The organism is Halorubrum sp. Ea1 (assembly GCF_002252965.1).
In the GTDB taxonomy this organism is placed as follows: domain Archaea; phylum Halobacteriota; class Halobacteria; order Halobacteriales; family Haloferacaceae; genus Halorubrum.
Map to the genome: position 1 here is coordinate 596 of NZ_NHPG01000022.1, position 21,350 is coordinate 21,945.

The following is a 21,350-nucleotide window of genomic DNA, read 5'->3' on the forward strand; positions in this document are numbered from 1 at the left end:
CGCGCTGGCGGAAGTACCTCGGGAACGTCCGCTCCACCGACAACGAGAACCACCGCTCGTACCTCGCGAACTACCTCTGTGCGGACTGGAACCGTTCCCACGAGACGCGCGTCGAGAACGTGACCGTCTACCAGCGGTACGAGCGAGCCGATCCCTACAACGGAACGGTCGAGGCCGAGGGAAAGGTGAAACTGATCGAGTACGACTGCTCGGGCGAGTTCGTCCAGAACGAGTGAGGGCCCGGTCGGGCTCATCGGAGGATCGGTCCGGACCCGCCCGTCCGAAGCCGTCGAGTGGGCCGGCGGTTCCCCGACGCGACGTTTTATACTCGCCCCCCGCGATCCGTCGGTCATGACCACGCTCGACGACGCGACGGCCCTGGTGACCGGCGCGAGCTCCGGAATCGGCGAGGCGACGGCCCACGCGCTGGCGGCGCGGGGCGCGAACGTCGCGCTGCTGGCTCGCCGGCGCGAGGCGCTGGAGTCGCTGGCGGCGGATTTGGAGGCGGAACACGACGCGAACACGTTAGTCGTCGACGGCGACATCCGCGACCGGGCGACGAGCGAGGCGGCGGTCGAGGCGGTGATCGACCGGTTCGGCGGGCTCGACGTCGTCATCTCCAACGCGGGGGTCGGCCGCGGCAGCGGCGTGGCGGAGATGACCGACGAGGAGTACTTCGCCATGCAGGAGACGAACGTCGACGGGACGTTCTTCCTCACGCGGGAAGCGCTCCCGCACCTGACGGAGAGTCAGGGGACGCTCGTCGTCGTCGGGAGCTTCGCGGGCCAGTACCCGCGGTCGTTCAATCCGGTGTACGCCGCGACGAAGTGGTGGGTGCGCGGCTTCGCGCACAGCGTCGCGGCGCAGGTCGGCGACGAGGGGGTCGCCGTCTCCGTCGTGAACCCCTCCGAAGTGCGCACGGAGTTCGGCAGTGAGGACGGCGAGCCGTTCGAGGAGCGGTTCGAACCCGGCACGGTGACTGAGCCCGAGGAGGTGGCCGAGGCGATCGCCTTCGCGGCCACGCGCGAGGGGTCGTCGGCACAGGAGATCGACCTCTTCCGGCGGGACAAGTTCGGCGACGCGCTGTCGTAGAGCGGCCGCGAGCGTCGTCGTCGACCAACCGGTCTCAGTCGACGGCGACGGCCCGGTCTCAGTCGACGGTCCAGTCTCAGTCGTCGTCGGTGTCGACCGGCGCGCCGCACTCCGGACAGACGTCGTCGGCCCGCGTCACCGCGAGGTCGCACTCGGGACAGAACCGACGGTCGCAGGCGGGGTCGCCCATGCCGGGGAGAGGTCGCTCGCTCCACATAAGCCCGACGGCGGTCGGGGCCGCGCTCGGCGCCGGGGTGACGCTTCCGGTCCTCGGTGAGCTGCCGCCCGCGTACCTCCCCTCGTCGCCCTCTCCGGCCTGCTCGGCGTGGCGGACTCCTTCTGCGAGCCGGCGAGCATGGCGCTGTTCGCCGACGAGGGGACCGACGATGGCGGCGTCGCCTCCGGCTTCGGGATCCGCGAGCTCGTCTGGCGTCCGGGCTCCGTGGCCGGCCCGCTGATCGCCGGCTGGCTGATGGTCGAAGCGAACATGGCGTCCGTCTCCTACGTCGGCGGCGCGTTCGCGATCACTGGCGTGCTCGCCTTCGTCGGCGTGCTCGCGCACGACCACGGGCGAGCGGCGCTGACGACGTGGTAGGGCGAGTCCCGCGACTGAAACCGATGGACAGGAGGGGAGACGAGCGCCCTACTCGTCGCCGCGCTTCCGCAGCGCGGCGCGGTAGTGGTACCCGTTCTCGTCGTCGCCGCGGGCGACCTCCTCGACCGCCCAGCCCGTCCCGACCGCGGCCTCGCGGAGGCGCGCGGGGCTGAACAGCCGGAGCTGGAGGATCGGGTTCGTCTCGCCCTCGTACTCGAAGAACATGACGCGGTGCGCGAGCCCCGGCATCGGGTCGTCCCGGTAGCCGACGAGGTCGGCGGTCGCCGGATGCGTCGGGTCGTAACAGTCGACGACGGCGGTCGCGTCCGGCGTCGTCACGTACGCGAGGTCGCCGAGGAACTCGGTGAGTCCCCGCATCGATCCCGCGAGCCCGATCTGGGTCCCGTTCGCGAGCGCCGAGCCGAACCGGTCGCGCGGGAACGCCTCGCGCAGCGCGAACATGTCGCCCTCGCGGGCGTCCTCGACGCCGCGCTCCCGCATCGTCTCGACCAGCGCGGGGCTCGGCTCGATCGCCACCGTCTCGAACCGCTCTTGGAAGTACAGCGCGTGTCGCCCGGTCCCGGCGCCGAGGTCGACGAGCGGACCCCGCAGGCGGGACGCCAGCCACTCGTGGGCCGGGTCCTCGCTCGGGTCGAAGTCGGCGAAGTAGAACGCCTCGATCGGGTGTTCGACCGTCTCCTCGCCGTCCCGGTGCAGGAGGGGCTCGTCCCGTTCGCCGCGGAAGTGGTCTCGGATCGCGCGGCCGAAGGCGTCCGTCATGCGTCGAGAGTGCGGGGTCACCGTGAAAAGTCGCTCGCGAGTGAGTCAGACAGACGCATGGCCCCCACGCGTCCCTCGATCGGCGACTCAGTCGTCGGTCGGGCGTCTCCGGTCACTCAGTCGTCGGTCGGGCGTCTCCCGCGATTCAGTCGTCGCTTTCGGCCGGCCTCTCGTCGGTCGCGTCGCCGACCCGCTGCGTCTCGCTGTCGACGCTGATCCCCTCCCAGTCGTCGTCGGTGTGGAACCCCTCGCGCTCCTTGGCGCCGGGCGCGACGCGGATGAACTCGGCCTCGGTGCGGGCGCGCCCGATCGTGTGCCCGCCGCAGTACGACAGCCCCGAGCGGATCCCCTGACAGAACTCCTCGGCGACGGCCGCGACCGGCCCCTTGTACGGCGTCAGCGCTTCGACCCCCTCGTCGGCGACCACGTCGGTCCCCTTGTCGTCGCGGTCCTCGGCGGCGGCGGTCGTCGCCATCCCCCGCGAGCGCTTGTACCGCGTGCCGTCGACCTCGACGACCGCGCCGGGCGCCTCCGTCGTCCCGGCGAAGAGGCTCCCGAGCATCACGGTGTCGGCGCCCGCCATCAGCGCCTTCACCGCGTCGCCGGAGGTGCGGATCCCGCCGTCGGCGCAGATCGTCGCGTCCAGGTCCTCCGCCGCCGTCGCGCAGTCGTCGACGGCGGTGAGCTGCGGGACCCCGGCGCCCGCGACCTTCCGCGTGGTGCAGTGCGAGCCGGGGCCGATCCCGACCTTCACGCAGTCCGCGCCGGCGGCCGCGAGGTCCGCGACGCCCGCGGGCGTCGCGACGTTGCCGGCGACGAGGTCCGTCTCCGGGAACTCCTCGGCGATCGCCTCGACCGCGTCGATCGTCCGCTCGAGGTGCCCGTGCGCGACGTCCACGACGACGGCGTCCACGTCGGCCGCGACCAGCGCGGCGCTCCGGGCCACGTAGTCCTCGTTGATCCCCACGGCCGCGGCGACCCGCTCGCCCGCGGCGGCGACGCGTTCGACCTGTGCCGCCTGTTCGTCGACGGTGAGAAACCGGTGAAGCACGCCGAGTCCGCCGGCGCGAGACAGCTCGATCGCCAGCTCCGCCTCGGTGACGGTGTCCATCGCCGCCGAGACGAGCGGCGTCTCCAGTTCGAGGCTCGGCGTGAACGGCGTCGAGAGGTCCACGTCGCTCCGGCTGTCGACCGGCGACCGCTGCGGGACGAGCAGCACGTCCCCGTAGCTCAGTCCGGTTCGTAGATCGTTCATGCCCTACCAAGGAGAGGGACCCGTATTAATAAACCCCGCGCTGGCGAGTCGGGTGTGGGCCGGAGCGAGCGGGTGCGGCGCGCTCCCGACCGCTCAGAACCCCTGCTCGGCCAGCGCGTCCTCCAGCGCCGCCAGCACGTACTCGACGTTCTTCCGGCGAGCGGAGTGACCCATACAGCCGATCCGCCAGATGTCGCCTTCGAGGTCGCCGAGCCCGGAGGCGATCTCGAGGTCGTACTCCGCGAGGAGGCGGTCGATGACGACGCCGTCGTCGACGCCGTCCGGGACGCGCACGGCGTTCAGGCTCGGCAGCCAGTACTCCTCGGCGGCGTTCATCTCAAGTCCGAGGTCCCGCAGGCCGGCCTTCAGCTCGCCGGCGACGTCGCGGTGGCGGGCCCACCGTTCCTCGATCCCCTCCTCGGCGACGAGTCGGAGCGCCTCGCGGAGCGCGTACACGTTCGTGATCGGCGCGGTGTGGTGGTACGCGCGGTCCTCCCCCCAGTACCCCTCCAGCAGCGAGAGGTCGAGGTACCACGAGCGGGCCGGCTCGTCGCGCGAGAGCACCTTCTCCATCGCCCGGTCGTTCAGGGTGAGCGGGCTCGCGCCGGGCGGACAGGAGAGGCACTTCTGCGGGCCGGAGTAGGCGGCGTCGACGTCCCACTCGTCGACGCGCATCTCGACGCCACCGAGCGAGGTGACGCAGTCCGCGATCACGTACGCGTCGTGGGCGTGCGCGATATCGGTCAGCGCGGGCACGTCCGGCTGGCGGACGCCGGTCGACGTCTCGGCGTGGACGAAGCCGAAGACGTCCGGCTGGTGCTCGTCGAACGCGCGCTCCACGTCGACCGGATCAAGGGGCTCGCCCCACGGCGCGTCGACCTCGACGACGTCGCCGCCCGCGCGCTCGGCCATCGACCGCATCCGCCCGCCGAAGTAGCCGTTCGTGGGCACCAGCATCGTGTCGCCCGGCTCGACGAGGTTCCCGATCGCGGCCTCCATCGACGCCGACCCCGTCCCCGAGACCGGGATCGTCCACTTGTTGTCGGTCCGGAAGGTGTACCGGAGCAGTTCCTGGACCTCGTCCATGATCTCGACGAACGAGGGGTCGAGGTGACCGACGAGCGGCGTGCTCATCGCCTTCAGCACCCGCGGGTGAACGTCGCTCGGACCCGGCCCCATCAGCGTGCGATCGGGCGGCGTCAGCTCCCCGACGTCGGGCGGCCGTTCGTCGACCGTCGGAACCTGATTCGACATACGCGACAAACGAAGCGGAGATGATAAAAACGCGACGGAACGCGCAACGGGATCCCCAACCGAACCGCACCGGCTCGGGGGTCGCGCGCGGCCCGCGTCAGTCGTCGCCGACGAAGTCCGGCTCGGTCCGCTTCTCGTCGCGCTCCGCGACGAGGTGGTCGACGAAGGCGTCGAGTTCGACGTCGCCGCGCTGGTTCTCGAAGCGGTCGCGCACGGAGACGGTCCCGGACTCCTCCTCGTCGTCGCCGACGATGACCATGTACGGGAGCCGGTCGTCGTGGCCCGCCCGGATCTTGCGGCCGACGGTCCAGTCGCGGTCCTCGACCTCGACGCGGAAGCCGGCGTCTTCGAGCTCGTTTTTCACGCGGTGCGCGTAGCCGAGCGTCCCGTCGGAGACGGGGAGGATGCGGACCTGTTCGGGCGCGAGCCACAGCGGGAAGTCGCCGTCGAAGTGCTCGATGAGCACCATGAAGAAGCGCTCGTAGCTCCCGTACAGCGCGCGATGGATCATCACCGGCTGGTGGTCCTCGTTGTCCTCGCCCGTGTAGGTCAGGTCGAACCGGTCGGGCATGTTGAAGTCGAGCTGAACGGTCGGGCCGTCCCAGACGCGGCCGAGAGCGTCCTCGAAGCCGAAGTCGATCTTCGGGCCGTAGAAGGCGCCGTCGCCCGGCTCGACGTCGTAGTCGTAGCCGCCGGACTCCAGCACGTCGCGGAGCTGCTCCTCCGCGGACTCCCAGATCTCGTCGCCGCCGACGGACTTCTCCGGGCGGGTCGCCAGCGCGACCTCGACGTCCAGGTCCAGCGTCTCGACGACCTCGAAGATCATCTCGATGACGGACTCGATCTCTCGGCGGATCTGGTCCGGGCGAACGAACAGGTGCCCGTCGTCGATGGTGAACGACCAGACGCGCGAGAGCCCGGAGAGCTCGCCGCGCTGCTCCTTCCGGTACACCTTCCCGTTCTCGAAGTAGCGCTGCGGGAGGTCGCGGTACGACCACGACTGCTGGTCGAAGATGGTCGCGTGGCCCGGGCAGTTCATCGGCTTGAGCCCGTACTCCTCGTCGTTGACGTCGAGGAGGAACATGTCGTCCTTGTAGTTCTCGTAGTGTCCGGACTTCTTCCACAGCTCCGTCCGGAACACGTGGGGGGTCTCGACCTCCTCGTAGCCGTTCTCGCGGTTGAGCTCGTTGGCGAAGTTCGAGAGCTCGCGGAGCACGGTCTTCCCCGGCGGGTGATACAGCGGGAGCCCCGGCCCGGTCACCGTCGGGATCGAGAAGAGGTTCATCTCCTGACCGATCTTCCGGTGGTCGCGCTCTAACGCCTCCTCGCGCAGTTCCAGGTGCTCCTCGAGGTCGGACTCGGACGCGAACGCGGTCCCGTACACGCGGGTGAGCGTGTCGTTCTCCTCGTCGCCGCGCCAGTAGGCGGCGGAGACCTCCAGTAAGGCCGCCGCGCCGATCTCGCCGGTCGACTCCACGTGCGGGCCCTGACAGAGGTCCTGCCAGTCGTCCTGCACGTAGAAGGTGACCTCCTCGTCGTCGGCTTCCTCCTCCAAGATCTGTCGCTTGTACTCGTTGTCGGCGTAGATCTCCGTAGCCTCCTCGCGGGACCGGACCTCGCGTTCGATGTCGTAGTCGGCCTCGATGATCGCCTCCATCTCGTCCTCGATGGCGTCGAGGTCGTCCTCGTCGAGGTCGACGTCGGTCACGTCGTAGTAGAACCCGTCGTCGGTCGGGGGGCCGATGGTGAGCGTCGCCTCGGGGTGGAGCCGCTGAAGGGCCTGCGCGAAGACGTGGGCGGCGGAGTGGCGAAGCACGGTGAGGTACTCGTCGGACTGGTCGGTGACGATCTCGATCCGCGCGCCGTCGTGGACCTCGGCGTGCTTCTCGACGAGTTCGCCGTCGATCTTCCCCGCCACGGTGTCGCGACCGAGCCCGGGGCCGATCTCGAAGGCGACGTCCTCGACTGTCGCCCCCGCCGGAACGTCCAGCTCTGATCCGTCCGGAAGGACGACCGTCACGTCGGCCTGCGCATCGGTCTCGCTCATACCTCTTCGGAACCGGACGAGGGGCATAAGTTTGTTCGATCCCCGGCACGCCGCCACTCACCGGCACGGCGTCACTCACCGGACCGGCGTCGCACCCTGATCGACGCGCTCATGGAAACACGCAAAAGGGGCGGCAACGATCTCGGGAACATGACGACCCATCGGAAGCCCCTGTCGTCGGTGTTGGAGACGATCGGGGAGACGCCGCTCGTCCGGGTGCACGACTCGCCGGACGCGGTGCCGGTGTACGCGAAGCTGGAGTCGTTCAACCCCGGCGCGAGCGTCAAAGACCGGATCGGGAAGCACATGCTCGAACGCATGCTCGAGCGCGGCGACGTCGGGGAGGGCGGCACCGTCGTCGAGCCGACCGCCGGCAACACCGGGATCGGGCTGGCGGTCGCGGCGAAACAGCTCGGGCTGAACGCGGTGTTCGTCGTCCCCGAGCGGTTCTCCGTCGAGAAACAGCAGCTCATGCGCGCGCTCGGCGCGGAGGTCGTCAACACCCCGAGCGAGGACGGGATGGGGTTCGCGATAGATCGCGCACACGCCATCGCGGAGGAGCTCGACGACGCGGTCGTCCCCCAGCAGTTCTCGAACCCGCTCAACGCCGAGGCCCACTACGAGACGACCGCCCCCGAGATCGACGAGGCGCTGGACGGCGAGGTGGGCGCCGTCGTCGCCGGCTGCGGCACGGGCGGGACGCTGATGGGAATGGCCCGCTACTTCCGCGAGCGCGACCCCGGCACGCACGTCGTCGCGGTCGAGCCCGCCGGCTCCGCGTACCGCGAGTTCCTCGGCGAGGAGGTCGAGCACGAGGAGTACAAGACCGAGGGGATCGGCACCCACGACATCGACCGCAACGAGCTTTTCGACCCGGACGTCGTCGACGACATCGTCACCGTCCCCGACCGCGAGGTCCACGAGGAGATGGGCCGACTCGCGGCCGAAGAGGGACAGCTCGTCGCCTCCTCCGCCGCGGCGAACGCCATCGCGGCCAAGCGGGTCGCCCGCGACATCCGCGACGGCGCGATCGACGCGCCCCACGACACGGTGGCCACCGTCTTCTGCGACTCCTCCGAGCGCTACCTCTCGAAGGGCGTGTACCGCTCGTTCGAGGAGTGGGAGGGCTAGTCGCGACTCGGGCCGGGCCCTATCCGCGGAGGCGGCCGTGTTCGATCTTCATACAGCGGTCCTGTACCACGGTTATCCCGTCGGCCTCCGCGGCCGCGGCCGCCTCGTCGTGGGTGATCCCGAGCTGGAGCCAAGCCGCGCCCGCGTCGCCGCGCGCCGCGTGTCGCTCGCGCACCGCGTCGAGGATCTCGGGCACTTCCTCGCTCGGGCGGAACACGTTCACGATGTCTATCTCGGCGTCGACGTCCGCGAGCTCGTCGTGCGCCGGCTCACCGAGGACCTCGTCGGCGAACGGGTTCACCGGAACGATTCGATAGCCGTGCCGCTGGAGGTACGCCGGCACGTCGTGAGCCGCCTTGCCGGTGGTCGTGGAACAGCCGACGACGGCGATCGTGTCGGCGTCGAGCAGTCGGTCGAGTCCCTCGTCGTCGGTGACGGGCATAGCTTAGCGTTCGCAGCGGCGGCGATTAAATCCATCACTCGAACTCGATGGCCGGCGGAGCGATCGAGGCCACAGCGATCGAGGCCGCAGCGATCGAGCCCGGCCCGGCCGGAGTCGGGGAGGTCGAAACGAGAAGAAGAGGTATCGAACCGGCTGATTCAGGCCAGCCGAATCTCGGGCTCGCCGTCCTCGGAGAGCGTGATGACGCCGTCGAAGAGCTGTTTGAGGGTGTTCATCGCCTGGTCGTCGTGGGAGGTCGAGTCGATGCTGAACAGCCCGAGTCCGTTCACGCTCTGGATGCGCCCGGTGAACACGTGAAGGAACCGAAACACCGTCTGGAGGTCCGAGTACATCAGCAGCGTCGACAGCGAGTGGACCATCACGCGGTTCTCTTCGATGCCGCGGTCGCCGAACGCCTGCAGGAACTCCGAGAGCTTGATCCCGATTCCCGTCATATCCACCGGCGAGGAGGCGTACTTGATCCGATCCGACTCGCGGGCGTCGCTGACGCCTTGTTGGCGCGTGACGCAGTCGACGACGGCGACCGGCTTTCCCCCGTAGGGCGTCCGCTTCTCGTATTCTTTCAGGACGCGGTCGGCGCCGTCCTTCGTGGTCACGACGATCGCGCCGTCGCCGCGGTCGGTCCCGGCGGCCAACACGTCCATCATCATGGACCGCTTGCCGGTCAGCGGCGGGCCGGTGAGGAGGAGGTTCGTCCCGGGGTCGACCTCCTCGTCGAAGTGCGGCCTCAGATCATACATGGGCGCACCTCGACGACGGGAGCGAACCGGGCCACTCATTCGGCTGGCAGGCCGGACGACCAAGACACATCTACTAAGAGATACATACCCAGTCCCGATAATATTCTTTTTGATCGCTCGCGGTCACGAACCCGAGAGCCGTCGATGACGACTATCCGACGCTTCCGAACCGCGGGACTTAAAACGTCTAACGAGATAGCAAACGGTACGGGCGCTTAGCTCAGTCTGGATAGAGTGCTTGGCTTCGGACCAAGCTGTCGCGGGTTCAAATCCTGCAGCGCCCATATTTTTGAGGATGTAATCGCCTGACCGCGGCGGGTTATGTTCCTATCGAACACAGCGCCGGTGCTTTCGTTCGATGTGTGAACGATCGAGTGAACGTCACGGGAGTTCGCGTACAGCCAAACTGGTGGTAGATGAGAAAATCAATCGCCGACTGATGTCACGGTCGCTGCTCCGGTAGGAATCCCGGGACAGAGGCCATCTATAGTCTGTCAAATATCTCATGCTGAATATAGAGGATTTGTACAGCAAGGGGTTAATTAGAAGTGAGGTATGAAATAGCTGAACCTACATGGCGGAAAAGAGTGATCCACCCAAACATATATGAAGATTCATTATATAAATTTACTTTATGAGATACTTTGTCACTGGTGGTACCGGGTTCATTGGTACTCATCTCGTGGAGATCCTCGTGAACGATGGGCATGAAGTAGTTGTGCTTACCCGTGACCTCACTAAGGCTGAACATCTACCAGAACCCGTTGAAATAATTGAGGGTGACATTACAGATAAAGAGAGTATGCGCGACGCCATGGATGGCGTCGATGGAGTGTTCCATCTGGCTGCTTGGTTCCAAGTCGGGCCTGGGCCATGGAATGCTGAGAAGGCCGAACGCATCAACGTCGATGGGACCCGTAATGTTCTCGAATTGATGGACGAGCTGGACGTGCCAAAGGGCGTCTACGTGAGCACCGTCGGAGTCTACGGTAATACGGGCGGCGAATACGTCACTGAATCATACCGATCTCCAAATACCTTTAGATCGGTGTATCAGCGAACGAAATGGCAGGCACACTACGAGGTCGCGGAGCCGATGATTGACGATGGACTTCCACTGGTAATAGTCTCACTCGGAGCGATTTTTGGACCAGGCGACAAGGATTACGGTGGCACTCCACGGACTGGCTTTACTGGCTACCTCAAACAAGAACTCCCGATGATCCCGAATGATTTCGTCCTCCCGTTCGACTACGTTGAGGACACAGCCGCAAACATCAAACGGGCAATGGACGAGGGCGAGCTAGGGGAAGAATACATCATTGCGAGCGAACCGCGTAACTTCGTCGATGTCTTTGATCTCGCGGAACGACTTACAGGGATTCCGGCTCCGCGGGCGGTGCCCGGGACGGTCTTTCAGTTGATGAGTTACGGGGTGGCAGGACTGGAGTCCTTCACTCGTCCACCGGAAGGGTTTGAAAGCGAGCTACTCGGCTTTTTCGCTACTGGTGGAGTGCTCGTCGATAACTCGAAGGCCAAACGCGAACTCGGAATCGACCATCGGCCTTTCGAAGAATCACTGCAGCGATACCTCGAATGGGAGATCGAACAACAGGGCCTAGAGCCGAAGATCACGGAAGAAATTGCCTAAAAACCACGAGTAGGGGTTTTATGATATCTACCTCGATGTCCGATTTTGAAATGATCGGACTTCCGACCTCAGCTAGCTAAACAGGTCTATTTACACTCAGTCCTCTCCAACTCGAAAACGAGTAAGAATCGATCTCACCTATCTGTAAGACCAAGCTGCTCGATCACCTCGTGGAAATCGTAGTAGAGGCGATCTTCTTGCACTTTGCCGTTCGTGATCAGGATCTTTGCCATCCCACTGATCTCGATGGTGCGCTCGGTCGGGGAAATCCCATTATATTCCCCTTCGTGTGTGGCCGTCACCGTCCATTCCTTCACCACCACCCCGTCGTTAGCGAGCACATTGTCCATCGTGACGTGCCAATCGGGGAATCCCGCTCGAAGCTCTCGGAGGTACGCTTCGAAGGCGTCGCGTCCGTGAATCTCACCACCAGATAGCGACGGAAGATGGACATCGACCGATTCGGCGACGACGTCTAGGTTTGAGAAGTCCCCGTTCCACAGCTCGGTATACTCGTGCATGAGCGATTCGTGATCGATGGTGTCGGGTTGGGACATTCGTTAGCACCCCAATGTCTCATTTGTCATGTGATGTCATAACATTATTTTGTGAGAATACTTGGGTTCCCTGCAAATGTTTGCAGTCTGTTGAACGATCATCGACTGTTCACGTGGGAGCCAATCACCTCACAGGCGTTCGTTCTCGGGAATACCTTTAGATACGGTACGGGCGTACTCCACCACACGCTAACAGATACCATGGATTCCGCGCGGAACGTGCTTCAGTTCTTCACGAATTCGGCACACAGTGTGCCGGTCTTCGAGGCGCTTGACGACGGCGTTACAACGGGTAGTGCCCTCGCCGACCGAACGGGTGCCTCCCGGGCGACCGTGGCCCGGATTCTTGACGAGGGCGAATCACGGGGCTGGATTGACTCCGAGGGAAGCCGCTACGAACTGACGACTAAGGGAACGATCACGCTTGAAGCGGTTCGTGACTCTCTGCAGACAATCGAGGGTATCGAGCATCTCGGGGAGGCGATAACGTGGTTACCAGCACCGACACGCGACCTCGATTATCGATTATTCCGTGAAGCCGAGATTATCACCGGACGCCGAGCCAATCCGACCGAGCCATTCGATTTCGTCTCTGATCGAATCCGTACGGCGGACCGGATACGAACGCTCGCGTGGACCGGCGTGCCTCGGTTGACAGAACTGATTAACGAGCAAGCCATCGCGGGACAGCTGGAGTGTGAAGCCGTCATGAAGGCCAGTTTTTTCGATACCCTCGTTGGGAGGCCGGAAGTGGTGCCACACTGGCGTGCGCCAGCGGAGCGGGATGAAGTGTGGAGATACGAGGGGGACGTCCCGATCAGTCTGCACATTATCGATGGAACCGTGATAATCTGGTTGGATGAACGACGCGGAGATGAACTGGTGGTCCAAGGGGCGTTGGTCACCGAGAGCCGTACCGTTCTCTCGTGGGCAGAGTCGTTGTACGAGGAATACCGAGCGGGAGCGGAGCTGGTCGATCCGGCGACGTTACCCGAGACATGACCCTGCGTTGGCGCGTTCTACTCCGAGTCAGAGATATATCGGTGGAACGGGCGCTATCCGTGTGGCACGACCAGAACCGACCGATCCGATTACCGTCAAAACACCGTGTCGAAGAGGTTGTGCATTCATCACAGGGAATCGTCTGGTGGGCTCGTCGGCGCTCAGGCGAACGCCGTAGCATCGAGTCGTTCGGCATCTTCCCGGTGCTCGGAGATCAGCTCTTGGGCCCACGACCGGACTACCGAGTTCGTGCTCTCGATCCCCTCCACGGCTTCTGGCTGCCGATCGAGAATAAGCACGGTATTGTCGATAACGAGGAGATTGCACGGGATTCGACCCGTATAACAGTACAAATTGGCTCCCGCCTCAACGTACGTCTGCCAGCGGGATACGCGGTCTGCGTCCTCCCGGAGAACGGCGAGCTCCCCGTCGGTGATGACGTGGGTCGTCGTCAGGCGTCCGTCAAGGACTCCGTTAACCATGGCGTCTTCGAACCCTACCGACGGGAGCGTATTCACGAGACACGCGAATTCAGTCGCTTCCCGCATCAGCTTGGTCGCAAACGTGGTCGGAGCGTTCATCGCGTTCGGCTCGGGACGCCTGACGGTCGCCTCCGCGAAATGGCGGAGCCCGATCGCTAGCCCGTCCGGAAGCCAAGCTACTGCGTCACCGAGCGTTCGGATAGCCCGTATCGCTCCGACGAAGTTCTTACTCTCAGCCGCGACGCGGTCACCGATCGGTGTCGCCCCGTAGTTTCCGTCGGGAGTACGGACGACCCAGCCTCGCTCCTCGAATTCGTTGACGGTCCGATCGAGCGTCGTCCGGGGGATGCCCGTCGCGTCTTCTAACTCGCGGCGCGTGCAGGGCCTCGCTGCGAGTGCGGCGAGGATTGTGACTCTACTCTTCGACCGCGAGAGATAGGCGATGTCCTCTAGTGCCCCCTCGGGAAACGTGTCTGGGTCGGTCATATTCGCTAATTCCGTGTGAATTGACATTAATACACAAAGATGTTAAAGATACCCATGCCGTGGGCATTCGCCCAGAGAGTAATGGAAAGTTCCGCTTCGTTCTATGTAGGGCTGGACAGCGGACAGGAGGGAATCCATGGTGACAGCAAACCTCGAAGAAACGACCGTGGAATCGTTCAGCGACCAATTGCACGGGGACGTGCTTCGACCCGGCGATGTGGGATACGACGACGCCCGGACGGTGTGGAACGCGATGATCGACAAGGAACCGGCACTCATCGCCCGGTGTACGGGAAGTGCCGACGTGATCGCCGCGGCGAACTTCGCTCGGGACCTAGACCTGCCTTTGGCGGTCAAAGGCGGCGGACACAACGTCGCGGGCGACGCTGTTTGCGATAACGGCCTAGTGATCGATCTCTCACCGATGAACGCCGTTCGGGTCGATCCTGAAGCACAGATCGCGCGGGTCCAAGCAGGAGCGACGATGGCCGACCTCGATCACGAGACGCAGGCGTTCGGTCTGGCTACCACGGGCGGGATCGTCTCTACGACGGGAGTGGCCGGTCTCACGCTCGGCGGTGGGCTCGGGCGACTCGATCGGAAATTCGGCCTCGCTATTGACAACCTCTTATCGGCAGACGTCGTCACCGCCGAGGGCGATCTCGTCCATGCCAGCGAGAGCGAGAATCCGGACCTGTTCTGGGGGCTCCGCGGTGGCGGCGGAAACTTCGGTGTCGTCACGTCGTTCGAGTTCCGACTACACGAAGTCGGGCCAGACGTACTGACCGGGCGTGTCATCCATCCCGTTGAGGCCGCCCCGGACGTCCTGCGCTTTTACCGCGATTTCATGACCGACGCCCCTGACGCCGTGCAGTGTTACGCGGCCTTCACGCAAGTACCACCGCTCCCCGAGTTCCCGGAACCGCTCCACGGACAAACTGTTCTCGTGCTGGTACCATTCTACGTGGGCGACATTGAGAGTGGGAGAGCGGCGCTCCAGCCACTTCGAGAGGTTGGGGATCCGATCGCGGACACCGTACAGCCCCAGCCGTATACCGTTTCTCAACGGAGTTCCGACGATATCTATCAGGAGGGCCATCGGAACTACTGGAAGTCACATAACTTGGAAGGGCTCTCCGACGAGGCTATCGAGACGATGGTTGAACACGCTACGCCGATCCCATCACCGTTTACGACAGTTTTTCTGGAGTGGATGGAAGGAGCAATCAGCCGTGTCGATGCTGACGCTACCGCCTTCCCGCACCGGGATGCCGCGCTGTCCTTTACCGTAGCACCGAAGTGGACCGATTCCGAGCGTGACGACGAACTTATCGGGTGGGCCCAGTCGTTTCACGAGGCGATGGCTCCGCACGCGACCGACAGCGTGTATGCGAACTACCTCAGTCGTGATGAGAGTGAGCGAGTCAGGGCCGCTTACGGCGAGAACTACGACCGTTTGATTGAGGTCAAAAACAAGTGGGACCCCGAAAACGTGTTCCGAATGAATCAGAATATCGAGCCGACCGGCTGAACGTTCATCTGCTGCAGACGTGCCTTGGATCTTGCACGGGAAGACAAACACCTCTTTTACCTGTGGAAAGACTCGTTATCGAGACCCTCAAATTCAGCCGCCTCACGCCTGAAAGGACGATTCGTTCGACAGTCGAACTCAAGCCTGCAGCGCCCATGTATCTCTGCACCGCGAACACTCGGGTAGCAAGGCGTTTTTCGGCCGATTTAGCCTCCGTTTGGCACCGGCACAACCGTTATGAGTGGCGGAGATGAATCAAATCCCGCATGCGAACCTCGACGATCGTCATCGTAGTGGGCGTGGTCGTGTTCGCTCTCCCGCTTCCGGGAACGTTCATCCTCGGCGGGATACTCGTGCTCGCGGGTGTCGTCGCGCGCTTGCTGGGCGCGTGAGAGCCACGGGAGAATTGAACGCAATTCGTCCGGCTCGCCCTTCTCTTCCTCTCTGCGAGGACCCGTGACTCCCGGAGTCGCGCGTCTCGGGTGAGCCGGCGTGTCAGTTCACGGTTCGCGAGCACGATCCCTGAGCCGCCGGGACCCGACCGCTTTTACTTGCGTCACTCTCGGCCGTGCGAGTTCGAAACGAGCACCGTTGAAACCCGCAAAACCCGGGGGGAGTGACGGGCGACCGAGGGCATACGTATTACGAGATCGACACGGTCATGCGAGCCGGATGCGGTGCGAGGCGTCCGTCCCGACGGACGGTGAACTCAGTATCCGCCTCCGTCATCGAAACAGCGACCGCATTTCGTGGCGGTCGCCACGAGGCTGTCGGTGGACACTCGACGAAGGTGCTCGTCTGCGACGTTGTACGTGACGCCACACGGAGTTTCGACGGCCGATGCGCCGGGCGTCCGTTTGTGGACTGTGTTCGTTACCTCGTTTAGGATACGATCCATGTCATCAATACACATGCAAGAGGAATAACTCGTTGACTTGGTGGATCAGGGCTCATGACCCCGTCTAACTACTGCTCGGACTAGAACGGCTCCGCGCCCGACGGCCGGCACGGGCCTGCGACTCCCGGGGCGGCGCGATCGATCCGTGCCACCGAGCGATACATTCAGACGAATGAGTCGTCTCCGACGTAACGGCCCGACATTCAGCCGATATTTCGTCACCCCGGGGACGACACCGTCAGTGCTACCGAAGCCCGGGATTCGATCTCTCTCGGCCGAGCTACCGGTTTAATATACTACTATAAGATTTTATGTATTCGACTCCAATCAAAGTAGCGCTCCGTTCACGACTGGAGACAAGAGGTCGGTCCGCGGAGCGTCGCCAACAAAGTTCGTCAGAAACTGACAACGTCCGATAGCGTCTCCCTCGATGAGTTCGCGATTCGCCTCGACAGGCGGAGATATCGGCCGTACGCCGCCGTGGACCCCGGACTGACCGATTTGTCACACGTAGAGCTTGACTTGACGGGATCGAGACCGCCTGGAGCTCGTTCGCGACGATTCACGACGAACACGACGCAGACGGCGCGACCTCGGGCGTCGACGGCGCGGCGTACCCTCGTCGGTGGCGCGACATCTTCCCGTCGAATACACGACGTTCCCTCGTCGACGGCGTGATACTGTACGTCGGCGAAGCGGTTCCACATCGGCGGTCCTCTGCGAAACCGGTCGTCTGTTTTGGGGACGAACGACGCGGAAATCGGCAGACAGATAGAAGTGTATGTTAAAATATATTACGACGGAAATAACATATTTCTATAATAATAAGGATCCTGAACAGAAACCGCCGATGAGCGGTTCGATCCGGTCGCTTTCAGATGGGCGTCGTTCGTCTGAACGACACTCCGGGACCGATTCGCGAATCTATCCGATCCGTCGCATCGGTTCGGACGCTTCGGCAAGCGGCGACCGTCGACCCCCCCTGCAGTGGGACGCGCGCCCGACGAGTCGGGTTGGACCCGATCTCGGAGGCGTCCGTTTTCGAGCGAAGGACTGCCGGATTGGCGGCCAGCACTCACCTCCGACGGCCGCTGAGCGGAATCGCATGTACAGTCGTTCAACGGAATTCGATACATGACTCCGTATTTTCATATCGGATCCCGACGTGTCGACGGCCATGAACGTCTCTCGGCTGATCGTCGCCTCGCTCGTCGTCGCGGTGCTCTTGGCGGTCCCGGTCGCTCCCGCGGCCGCACAGGAGGGGGGCGAAGCGGCGGAGGAGTCGGGTGAAGGCGGTATCGAGGGACAGATCGAGGGCTTCGTCGAGGAGCTCGGACCGGCGGGCGCCGTGGCCGCGCTCCTCGTGGGTGCCGTTGTACTGACCTTCTGTGTCGAGAAGCTGATAAGCTATCTCACTCGGGCCGCCCTGGGATTGCGAGTGTCGCTGTTCACCCTCGCGATCGTCTTCACCGGGATCGAGTTCGACGACACGGTCCTCGCGCTCGTGTTGTCCGCGGGCGATCTCGAGGGGGCTGCGCTCGGAACGGCGCTCGGCACGGGACTGGCGATCGTCGGCGTCACGCTGGCGCTCGCCGCGATCGTCAGGCCGTTCCCGGTCGACCTCCCGACGGACTACGTCGTCCTCTTCGCGCTGGGCCCGATACTACTGATCCCGTTCGTGCTCGCGGGGACCCTGACGACCGTCCACGGGCTGGCGCTTCTCGGCTTCTTCGTCCTGGCGTTCGGGTACATCGTCCTCCGCGAGCGCCAGCGCGACACGCCGGTGTTTCGCAACACCGACCTCGGCGAGTCGCTCCGGGCCGACGGTGGGGTCACCGCGCCGGGGTCCCTCTCGGAGATCCCGGAAGATCGGCTCGTCGGCGGTCGGTCCGCGTCCGGGTGGCCGTGGATGGCGCTCGCCGTCCTCGCGCTGGCCGGGATCGTGTTCGCGTCGATGCTGCTCGAGGCCGGTTCGGAGGTCGTCGTGGAGGGGTTCGGCCTCGAACAGACCGTCTTCGGCGCCACCGTGCTGACGGCGATCCTGACGTTCGAGGACGTCATGCTCACGATCGAGCCGGTGCGGCGGGGCGTCCCGGAGATCGGCGTGGGGAACGTCATCGGGAGCGTCCTCTTCTCGGTGACCGGCAACGTCGGCGTCATCATGCTGCTCAGCGACCTCGAGATCTCTCGGTCGGTCCTGACGTTCCACCTCCCGTCGGTGATCCTCGTCACGACGCTGGCGGCGTACTTCCTCTACTCGGGAGAGCTGAAGCGCTGGCACGGGGTCGTCCTCGGCGGGCTCTACGCCGTGTACTGGGTGGTCGCGATCCTCGTCTTCGGCGGCGTTCCGATCGGCGGGTGACCGGCGGCGTTCCGATCGGCGGCTGATCGGTGGGAATTCGATCGCTTTGGCCCGCCCCCGAAGACGCGGGCGCCCGCCGGTCGCCGAGGCGAGCATTTTTATCTCGCTTCGACGCATACGTGAACGATGGACACGGTTGAACACTGGGTGCTCGACGGCGACGACCGCGCGCTCGTCGAGCGACTCGCGGCGGGGCTCGGCCGCGACGCGGCGCGCGTGCTGGCGTACCTCCTCCTGCGCCGCGACCACGACCGGATCGAGCGGGCGCGAGCGACGACGATGGCGATCCGCATCGGGACGGGGCTGGGGGAGAAGGCCGTCGGCGACGCCGTCTCGAAGCTCGAAGCGCGGGACTTAGTCGAGCGAGCGACCGTCGAGTCGTCCGGCGGGGGACGGCCGCCGAACGCGTGGCGACCCGTCAGCGGCCGACGGAAGAGCCTCGACCGCGTGTACCGCACCCACTCTGCAGCCCTCCTCGAGCGGGGGGCCGCGGTCGCGGACGTCGAACCGGGACCGACGGAGGGTTCCGACCCCTTGGTCGGACCGGACGACGGCTCGGCGATCGAACGCGACCGCGGGGTCGTCGTCGCGCTCAACTGGCGCCCGAACGCGCTCCACCTCCCGCTGTACGCCGCCCTCGAAGAGGGGGCGTACGAGCGACGGGGGCTCGACGCGAGGGTCACCGCCCATCGCGGCTCGCACCGGGCGCTCGAAGCGGTGCTCGACGGGGACGCCGACGTCGCGCTCGTCGGGGCCGGATCGGTCGTCCGGGCGCTGGCCGCGGACCGCCCGGTCGTGCCCCTGGCCGTGGTCCACCAGCGGACCGCGACGGTGCTGTACACGGTCCGCGACCGCTTCGGCGAGCCGTTCGAGAGCGTTGACCAACTGCGCGGACGGCGGATCCTCACGACCGCGGGCTCGGAGACGTGTCTGCTCGCGAGGCTGTTCCTCTCGCAGGCCGACCTGCTCCGCGACGTCGAACTCGTCGACGCCGACGGCGAGGAGCGCGGCGGGCTGATCGCGGGCGACGCCGACGTGGCGACGGGGTCGTTCGCCGACCCGCTCGAACTGGAAGCGGACGACCGGACGGTCGACGTCCTCTCGATCGGCGACCACTTCCCGATATACGGGCTCACGCTCGTCGGTCCGGCGGCCCCGCTCCGGCGGACCGACGACCCCTGGCGACAGTTCCTCGCGGGGACCGCGGCGGGCTGGGCGGCCGCGCGGACCGACCCCGGCCCGGCGGCCGCGGCCGTGGCCGCGGAGACGGACGACTCCGCGAGCGCCGTGAGCGAGCGCTTCGCGCGCGGGGTCGAGTCGTTCGGGACGGGCGACGCGGTGAGGGACGAGGGGTGGGGGTGGCACGGGCGGTCGACGTGGGACCGGCTGGAAGTCGCGCTGGAACAGGGCGACCTGCTCGGTGAGGGCCCGTGATCGAGATCGACGGCGTGACCGTCGCGTTCGACGACGTGCGGGCGGTCGAAGACGTCGATCTGACGGTCGATGACGGGGAGTTCCTCACGGTGGTCGGCCCGTCCGGCTGCGGGAAGACCACGCTGCTGCGGACCGTCGGGGGGCTCCAAGAGCCGACCGCGGGTCGCGTCCGCGTGAACGGGCGGACGACGGACGCGGCGCGAGCGAACGCGGAGATCGGGTACGTGTTCCAACAGCACACGCTGCTCCCGTGGAAGTCGGCCGTCGAGAACGTCGCGTTCCTCCGTGAGATGGCCGGGAAGCCCGCCGACAGAGAGGGGGCGAGACGGCTCCTCCGTGAGGTCGGGCTGGAGGGGTTCGAGAGCGCTCGCCCGGCGGCGCTGTCCGGGGGGATGAAACAGCGTGTCGCCATCGCCCGGGCGATCCACCTCGGGGCGGAGATCCTGCTCATGGACGAGCCGTTCGGCGAGCTCGACGAGATAACGCGGGAGCGGCTCGGCGTCGAGATCCGCGGGCTCTGGCGGGCCGAGCGGAAGACGGTCGTGTTCGTCACCCACAGCGTCCCGGAGGCCGTCTTCTTGGCCGACCGCTGCGTCGTCATGGAGAGCGACCCGGGGCGGATCGTCGAGACGTTCGACGTCGATCTGCCGCGGCCCCGGACGGACGAGGCGTACAGCAGCGACGCGTTCCAGGAACAGGTCGCGGCGGTCCGGGCCGTGTTACACGAGGACCGCTCGAACCCCTCGACGGCCGGGACGACGCTCACGGAACTATGAACGGACGCGTCGGCGAGCCCGGGTCGCCGGTTTCGGTGGCCGACGTGGCCCTCCCGCTCGGCGGGCTCGCGGTAGCGACCGCCGCCTGGTGGGCCCTCGTCGCCGCGTCGGACGTCCCCCCGTATCTCCTCCCGCCGCCGGACGCCGTCGCCGCGGTGCTCCTCGGCAATCCCGGGCTGTTCGTTCGGAACGCCGCCGCGACCGCGCGGAAGGTCGCCATCGGCGGCGGCGTCGGGATCGCGGCCGGGCTCGCCCTCGCGGTGTCGATCTCGCGCCTGCGGTGGCTCCGGCGAGCGGTCTACCCGTACCTCGTCACCGTGCGGGTGCTCCCGAAGATCGCGATCGCCCCGCTGCTGCTGATATACGTCGGCACCGGCATGACGACCGCGGTCGTTTTCATCGGACTCATCGCGTTCTTCCCGATGGTGTTGAGCGCGGCGGCGGGGTTCGAACGCGTCCCGGCCGAACAGCGGGACCTGCTCCGCTCGGTCGACGCCGGCTCGCTGGACGCGTTCCTGCGGCTCGAACTGCCGTACGCCGTCCCGGACCTGTTCGCCGGGCTCAAGCAGTCGGTGACGCTCGCCGTCATCGGGGCCGTCGTCGCCGAGTGGATCGTCGCCGACAGCGGGCTCGGGTTCCTCGTCCTCCTCGCCTCGGAGAACGTCCAAGTGGATCTCATGCTCGCCGCCCTGGTGGTGCTCGTCGCGCTCGGACTCGCGCTGTACGGGCTGATCGCCGTCGCGCAGCGCCGGCTCGTCTGGACGCCGACCGCCGACTGAGCGGCCGGGGGACGGCTCGGCCGGAGGCAGGGAGC

18 protein-coding genes, 1 tRNA gene and 2 pseudogenes are annotated in these 21,350 nt (G+C 65.6%); 13 read left to right on the top strand and 8 right to left on the bottom strand.

What is annotated here, in order from left to right; all coding sequences use genetic code 11:
• From DJ73_RS20085 to DJ73_RS02730, 3 genes and pseudogenes are all read left to right on the top strand, one after another.
• A pseudogene (locus DJ73_RS20085) lies at positions 1–236 on the top strand (HTTM domain-containing protein); the annotation flags it as partial.
• 115 nt (positions 237–351) lie between these two features.
• The gene (locus tag DJ73_RS02725) at positions 352–1,092 is read left to right on the top strand and encodes an SDR family oxidoreductase (protein WP_094557242.1); all 741 of its coding nucleotides are present in this window, start codon (positions 352–354) and stop codon (positions 1,090–1,092) included.
• A 227-nt stretch (positions 1,093–1,319) separates the two neighbouring features.
• Positions 1,320–1,687, top strand: a pseudogene (locus DJ73_RS02730) (MFS transporter); the annotation flags it as partial.
• Between the two features lie 48 nt (positions 1,688–1,735).
• Here the strand turns inward: DJ73_RS02730 and DJ73_RS02735 are convergent.
• From DJ73_RS02735 to thrS, 4 genes are all read right to left on the bottom strand, one after another.
• Positions 1,736–2,467 carry a methyltransferase domain-containing protein gene (locus DJ73_RS02735; RefSeq protein ID WP_094557243.1) on the bottom strand — a complete coding sequence of 244 codons (732 nt, stop codon included), beginning with the start codon at positions 2,465–2,467 and terminating at the stop codon, positions 1,736–1,738.
• A gap of 145 nt (positions 2,468–2,612) precedes the next feature.
• Complete coding sequence (locus DJ73_RS02740) at positions 2,613–3,722, bottom strand: guanosine monophosphate reductase (protein ID WP_094557244.1); 1,110 nt, start codon at positions 3,720–3,722, stop codon at positions 2,613–2,615.
• A gap of 93 nt (positions 3,723–3,815) precedes the next feature.
• Positions 3,816–4,976, bottom strand: a complete 1,161-nt coding sequence (locus DJ73_RS02745) for an alanine--glyoxylate aminotransferase family protein (RefSeq protein ID WP_094557245.1) — start codon at positions 4,974–4,976, stop codon at positions 3,816–3,818.
• Positions 4,977–5,073: 97 nt separating this feature from the next.
• Complete coding sequence (thrS, locus tag DJ73_RS02750; RefSeq protein WP_176451067.1) at positions 5,074–7,050, bottom strand: threonine--tRNA ligase; 1,977 nt, start codon at positions 7,048–7,050, stop codon at positions 5,074–5,076.
• A 123-nt stretch (positions 7,051–7,173) separates the two neighbouring features.
• On the opposite strand from thrS, the gene DJ73_RS02755 reads away from it, so the two are divergent.
• Positions 7,174–8,154: a PLP-dependent cysteine synthase family protein gene (locus DJ73_RS02755; RefSeq protein WP_094557247.1), complete on the top strand. Its 981-nt coding sequence runs from the start codon at positions 7,174–7,176 to the stop codon at positions 8,152–8,154.
• 19 nt (positions 8,155–8,173) lie between these two features.
• On the opposite strand, the gene DJ73_RS02760 is transcribed toward DJ73_RS02755, so the two are convergent.
• Together DJ73_RS02760 and DJ73_RS02765 are read right to left on the bottom strand one after the other, a co-directional pair.
• Positions 8,174–8,596, bottom strand: a complete 423-nt coding sequence (locus DJ73_RS02760; protein ID WP_094522786.1) for a CoA-binding protein — start codon at positions 8,594–8,596, stop codon at positions 8,174–8,176.
• A 158-nt stretch (positions 8,597–8,754) separates the two neighbouring features.
• Positions 8,755–9,357 (bottom strand): recombinase RecA, encoded by a 603-nt coding sequence (locus tag DJ73_RS02765; protein ID WP_094522784.1) that lies wholly within the window; start codon positions 9,355–9,357, stop codon positions 8,755–8,757.
• 209 nt (positions 9,358–9,566) lie between these two features.
• Between DJ73_RS02765 and DJ73_RS02770 the strand changes: the two genes are divergently transcribed.
• Positions 9,567–9,641, top strand: a tRNA-Arg gene (locus DJ73_RS02770).
• A 350-nt stretch (positions 9,642–9,991) separates the two neighbouring features.
• Entirely contained in the window at positions 9,992–11,008 is a 1,017-nt protein-coding gene (locus tag DJ73_RS02775; RefSeq protein WP_094557248.1) for an NAD-dependent epimerase/dehydratase family protein, read from the top strand.
• Positions 11,009–11,142: 134 nt separating this feature from the next.
• Here the strand turns inward: DJ73_RS02775 and DJ73_RS02780 are convergent, their stop codons facing one another.
• The gene (locus DJ73_RS02780) at positions 11,143–11,565 is read right to left on the bottom strand and encodes an ester cyclase (protein WP_094522726.1); all 423 of its coding nucleotides are present in this window, start codon (positions 11,563–11,565) and stop codon (positions 11,143–11,145) included.
• A 90-nt stretch (positions 11,566–11,655) separates the two neighbouring features.
• Between DJ73_RS02780 and DJ73_RS02785 the strand changes: the two genes are divergently transcribed.
• Entirely contained in the window at positions 11,656–12,567 is a 912-nt protein-coding gene (locus DJ73_RS02785) for a winged helix-turn-helix domain-containing protein (protein WP_217900417.1), read from the top strand.
• Positions 12,568–12,728: 161 nt separating this feature from the next.
• Here the strand turns inward: DJ73_RS02785 and DJ73_RS02790 are convergent, their stop codons facing one another.
• Positions 12,729–13,535 (bottom strand): winged helix-turn-helix domain-containing protein, encoded by an 807-nt coding sequence (locus DJ73_RS02790; protein ID WP_158217281.1) that lies wholly within the window; start codon positions 13,533–13,535, stop codon positions 12,729–12,731.
• Between the two features lie 136 nt (positions 13,536–13,671).
• On the opposite strand from DJ73_RS02790, the gene DJ73_RS02795 reads away from it, so the two are divergent.
• The 6 genes from DJ73_RS02795 (at position 13,672) to DJ73_RS02820 (ending at position 21,315) form a co-directional block, all read left to right on the top strand.
• Complete coding sequence (locus tag DJ73_RS02795) at positions 13,672–15,066, top strand: FAD-binding oxidoreductase (protein ID WP_094557250.1); 1,395 nt, start codon at positions 13,672–13,674, stop codon at positions 15,064–15,066.
• A 266-nt stretch (positions 15,067–15,332) separates the two neighbouring features.
• Positions 15,333–15,458 carry a hypothetical protein gene (locus tag DJ73_RS20805; protein WP_254921573.1) on the top strand — a complete coding sequence of 42 codons (126 nt, stop codon included), beginning with the start codon at positions 15,333–15,335 and terminating at the stop codon, positions 15,456–15,458.
• A gap of 1,683 nt (positions 15,459–17,141) precedes the next feature.
• Entirely contained in the window at positions 17,142–18,326 is a 1,185-nt protein-coding gene (locus DJ73_RS02805; RefSeq protein ID WP_094525835.1) for a sodium:calcium antiporter, read from the top strand.
• Between the two features lie 126 nt (positions 18,327–18,452).
• A complete protein-coding gene (locus tag DJ73_RS02810) occupies positions 18,453–19,760 on the top strand; it encodes an ABC transporter substrate-binding protein (RefSeq protein ID WP_094557251.1) in 1,308 nt (435 codons plus the stop codon).
• Positions 19,757–20,536 carry an ABC transporter ATP-binding protein gene (locus DJ73_RS02815; RefSeq protein WP_094528024.1) on the top strand — a complete coding sequence of 260 codons (780 nt, stop codon included), beginning with the start codon at positions 19,757–19,759 and terminating at the stop codon, positions 20,534–20,536. The genes DJ73_RS02810 and DJ73_RS02815 overlap by 4 nt, the downstream gene beginning before the upstream one ends.
• Entirely contained in the window at positions 20,533–21,315 is a 783-nt protein-coding gene (locus DJ73_RS02820; RefSeq protein ID WP_094523200.1) for an ABC transporter permease, read from the top strand. Before DJ73_RS02815 ends, DJ73_RS02820 begins: the two co-directional genes overlap by 4 nt.
• The last annotated feature ends 35 nt before the right edge of the window (positions 21,316–21,350 follow it).

Coding starts and splice junctions, on each gene's coding strand:
- DJ73_RS02725 (WP_094557242.1), top strand. CDS start 352: ATGACCACGCTCGACGACGCGACGGCCCTGGTGACCGGCGCGAGCTCC.
- DJ73_RS02735 (WP_094557243.1), bottom strand. CDS start 2,467: ATGACGGACGCCTTCGGCCGCGCGATCCGAGACCACTTCCGCGGCGAA.
- DJ73_RS02740 (WP_094557244.1), bottom strand. CDS start 3,722: ATGAACGATCTACGAACCGGACTGAGCTACGGGGACGTGCTGCTCGTC.
- DJ73_RS02745 (WP_094557245.1), bottom strand. CDS start 4,976: ATGTCGAATCAGGTTCCGACGGTCGACGAACGGCCGCCCGACGTCGGG.
- thrS (WP_176451067.1), bottom strand. CDS start 7,050: ATGCCCCTCGTCCGGTTCCGAAGAGGTATGAGCGAGACCGATGCGCAG.
- DJ73_RS02755 (WP_094557247.1), top strand. CDS start 7,174: ATGACGACCCATCGGAAGCCCCTGTCGTCGGTGTTGGAGACGATCGGG.
- DJ73_RS02760 (WP_094522786.1), bottom strand. CDS start 8,596: ATGCCCGTCACCGACGACGAGGGACTCGACCGACTGCTCGACGCCGAC.
- DJ73_RS02765 (WP_094522784.1), bottom strand. CDS start 9,357: ATGTATGATCTGAGGCCGCACTTCGACGAGGAGGTCGACCCCGGGACG.
- DJ73_RS02775 (WP_094557248.1), top strand. CDS start 9,992: ATGAGATACTTTGTCACTGGTGGTACCGGGTTCATTGGTACTCATCTC.
- DJ73_RS02780 (WP_094522726.1), bottom strand. CDS start 11,565: ATGTCCCAACCCGACACCATCGATCACGAATCGCTCATGCACGAGTAT.
- DJ73_RS02790 (WP_158217281.1), bottom strand. CDS start 13,535: ATGACCGACCCAGACACGTTTCCCGAGGGGGCACTAGAGGACATCGCC.
- DJ73_RS02795 (WP_094557250.1), top strand. CDS start 13,672: ATGGTGACAGCAAACCTCGAAGAAACGACCGTGGAATCGTTCAGCGAC.
- DJ73_RS20805 (WP_254921573.1), top strand. CDS start 15,333: ATGCGAACCTCGACGATCGTCATCGTAGTGGGCGTGGTCGTGTTCGCT.
- DJ73_RS02805 (WP_094525835.1), top strand. CDS start 17,142: ATGAACGTCTCTCGGCTGATCGTCGCCTCGCTCGTCGTCGCGGTGCTC.
- DJ73_RS02810 (WP_094557251.1), top strand. CDS start 18,453: ATGGACACGGTTGAACACTGGGTGCTCGACGGCGACGACCGCGCGCTC.
- DJ73_RS02820 (WP_094523200.1), top strand. CDS start 20,533: ATGAACGGACGCGTCGGCGAGCCCGGGTCGCCGGTTTCGGTGGCCGAC.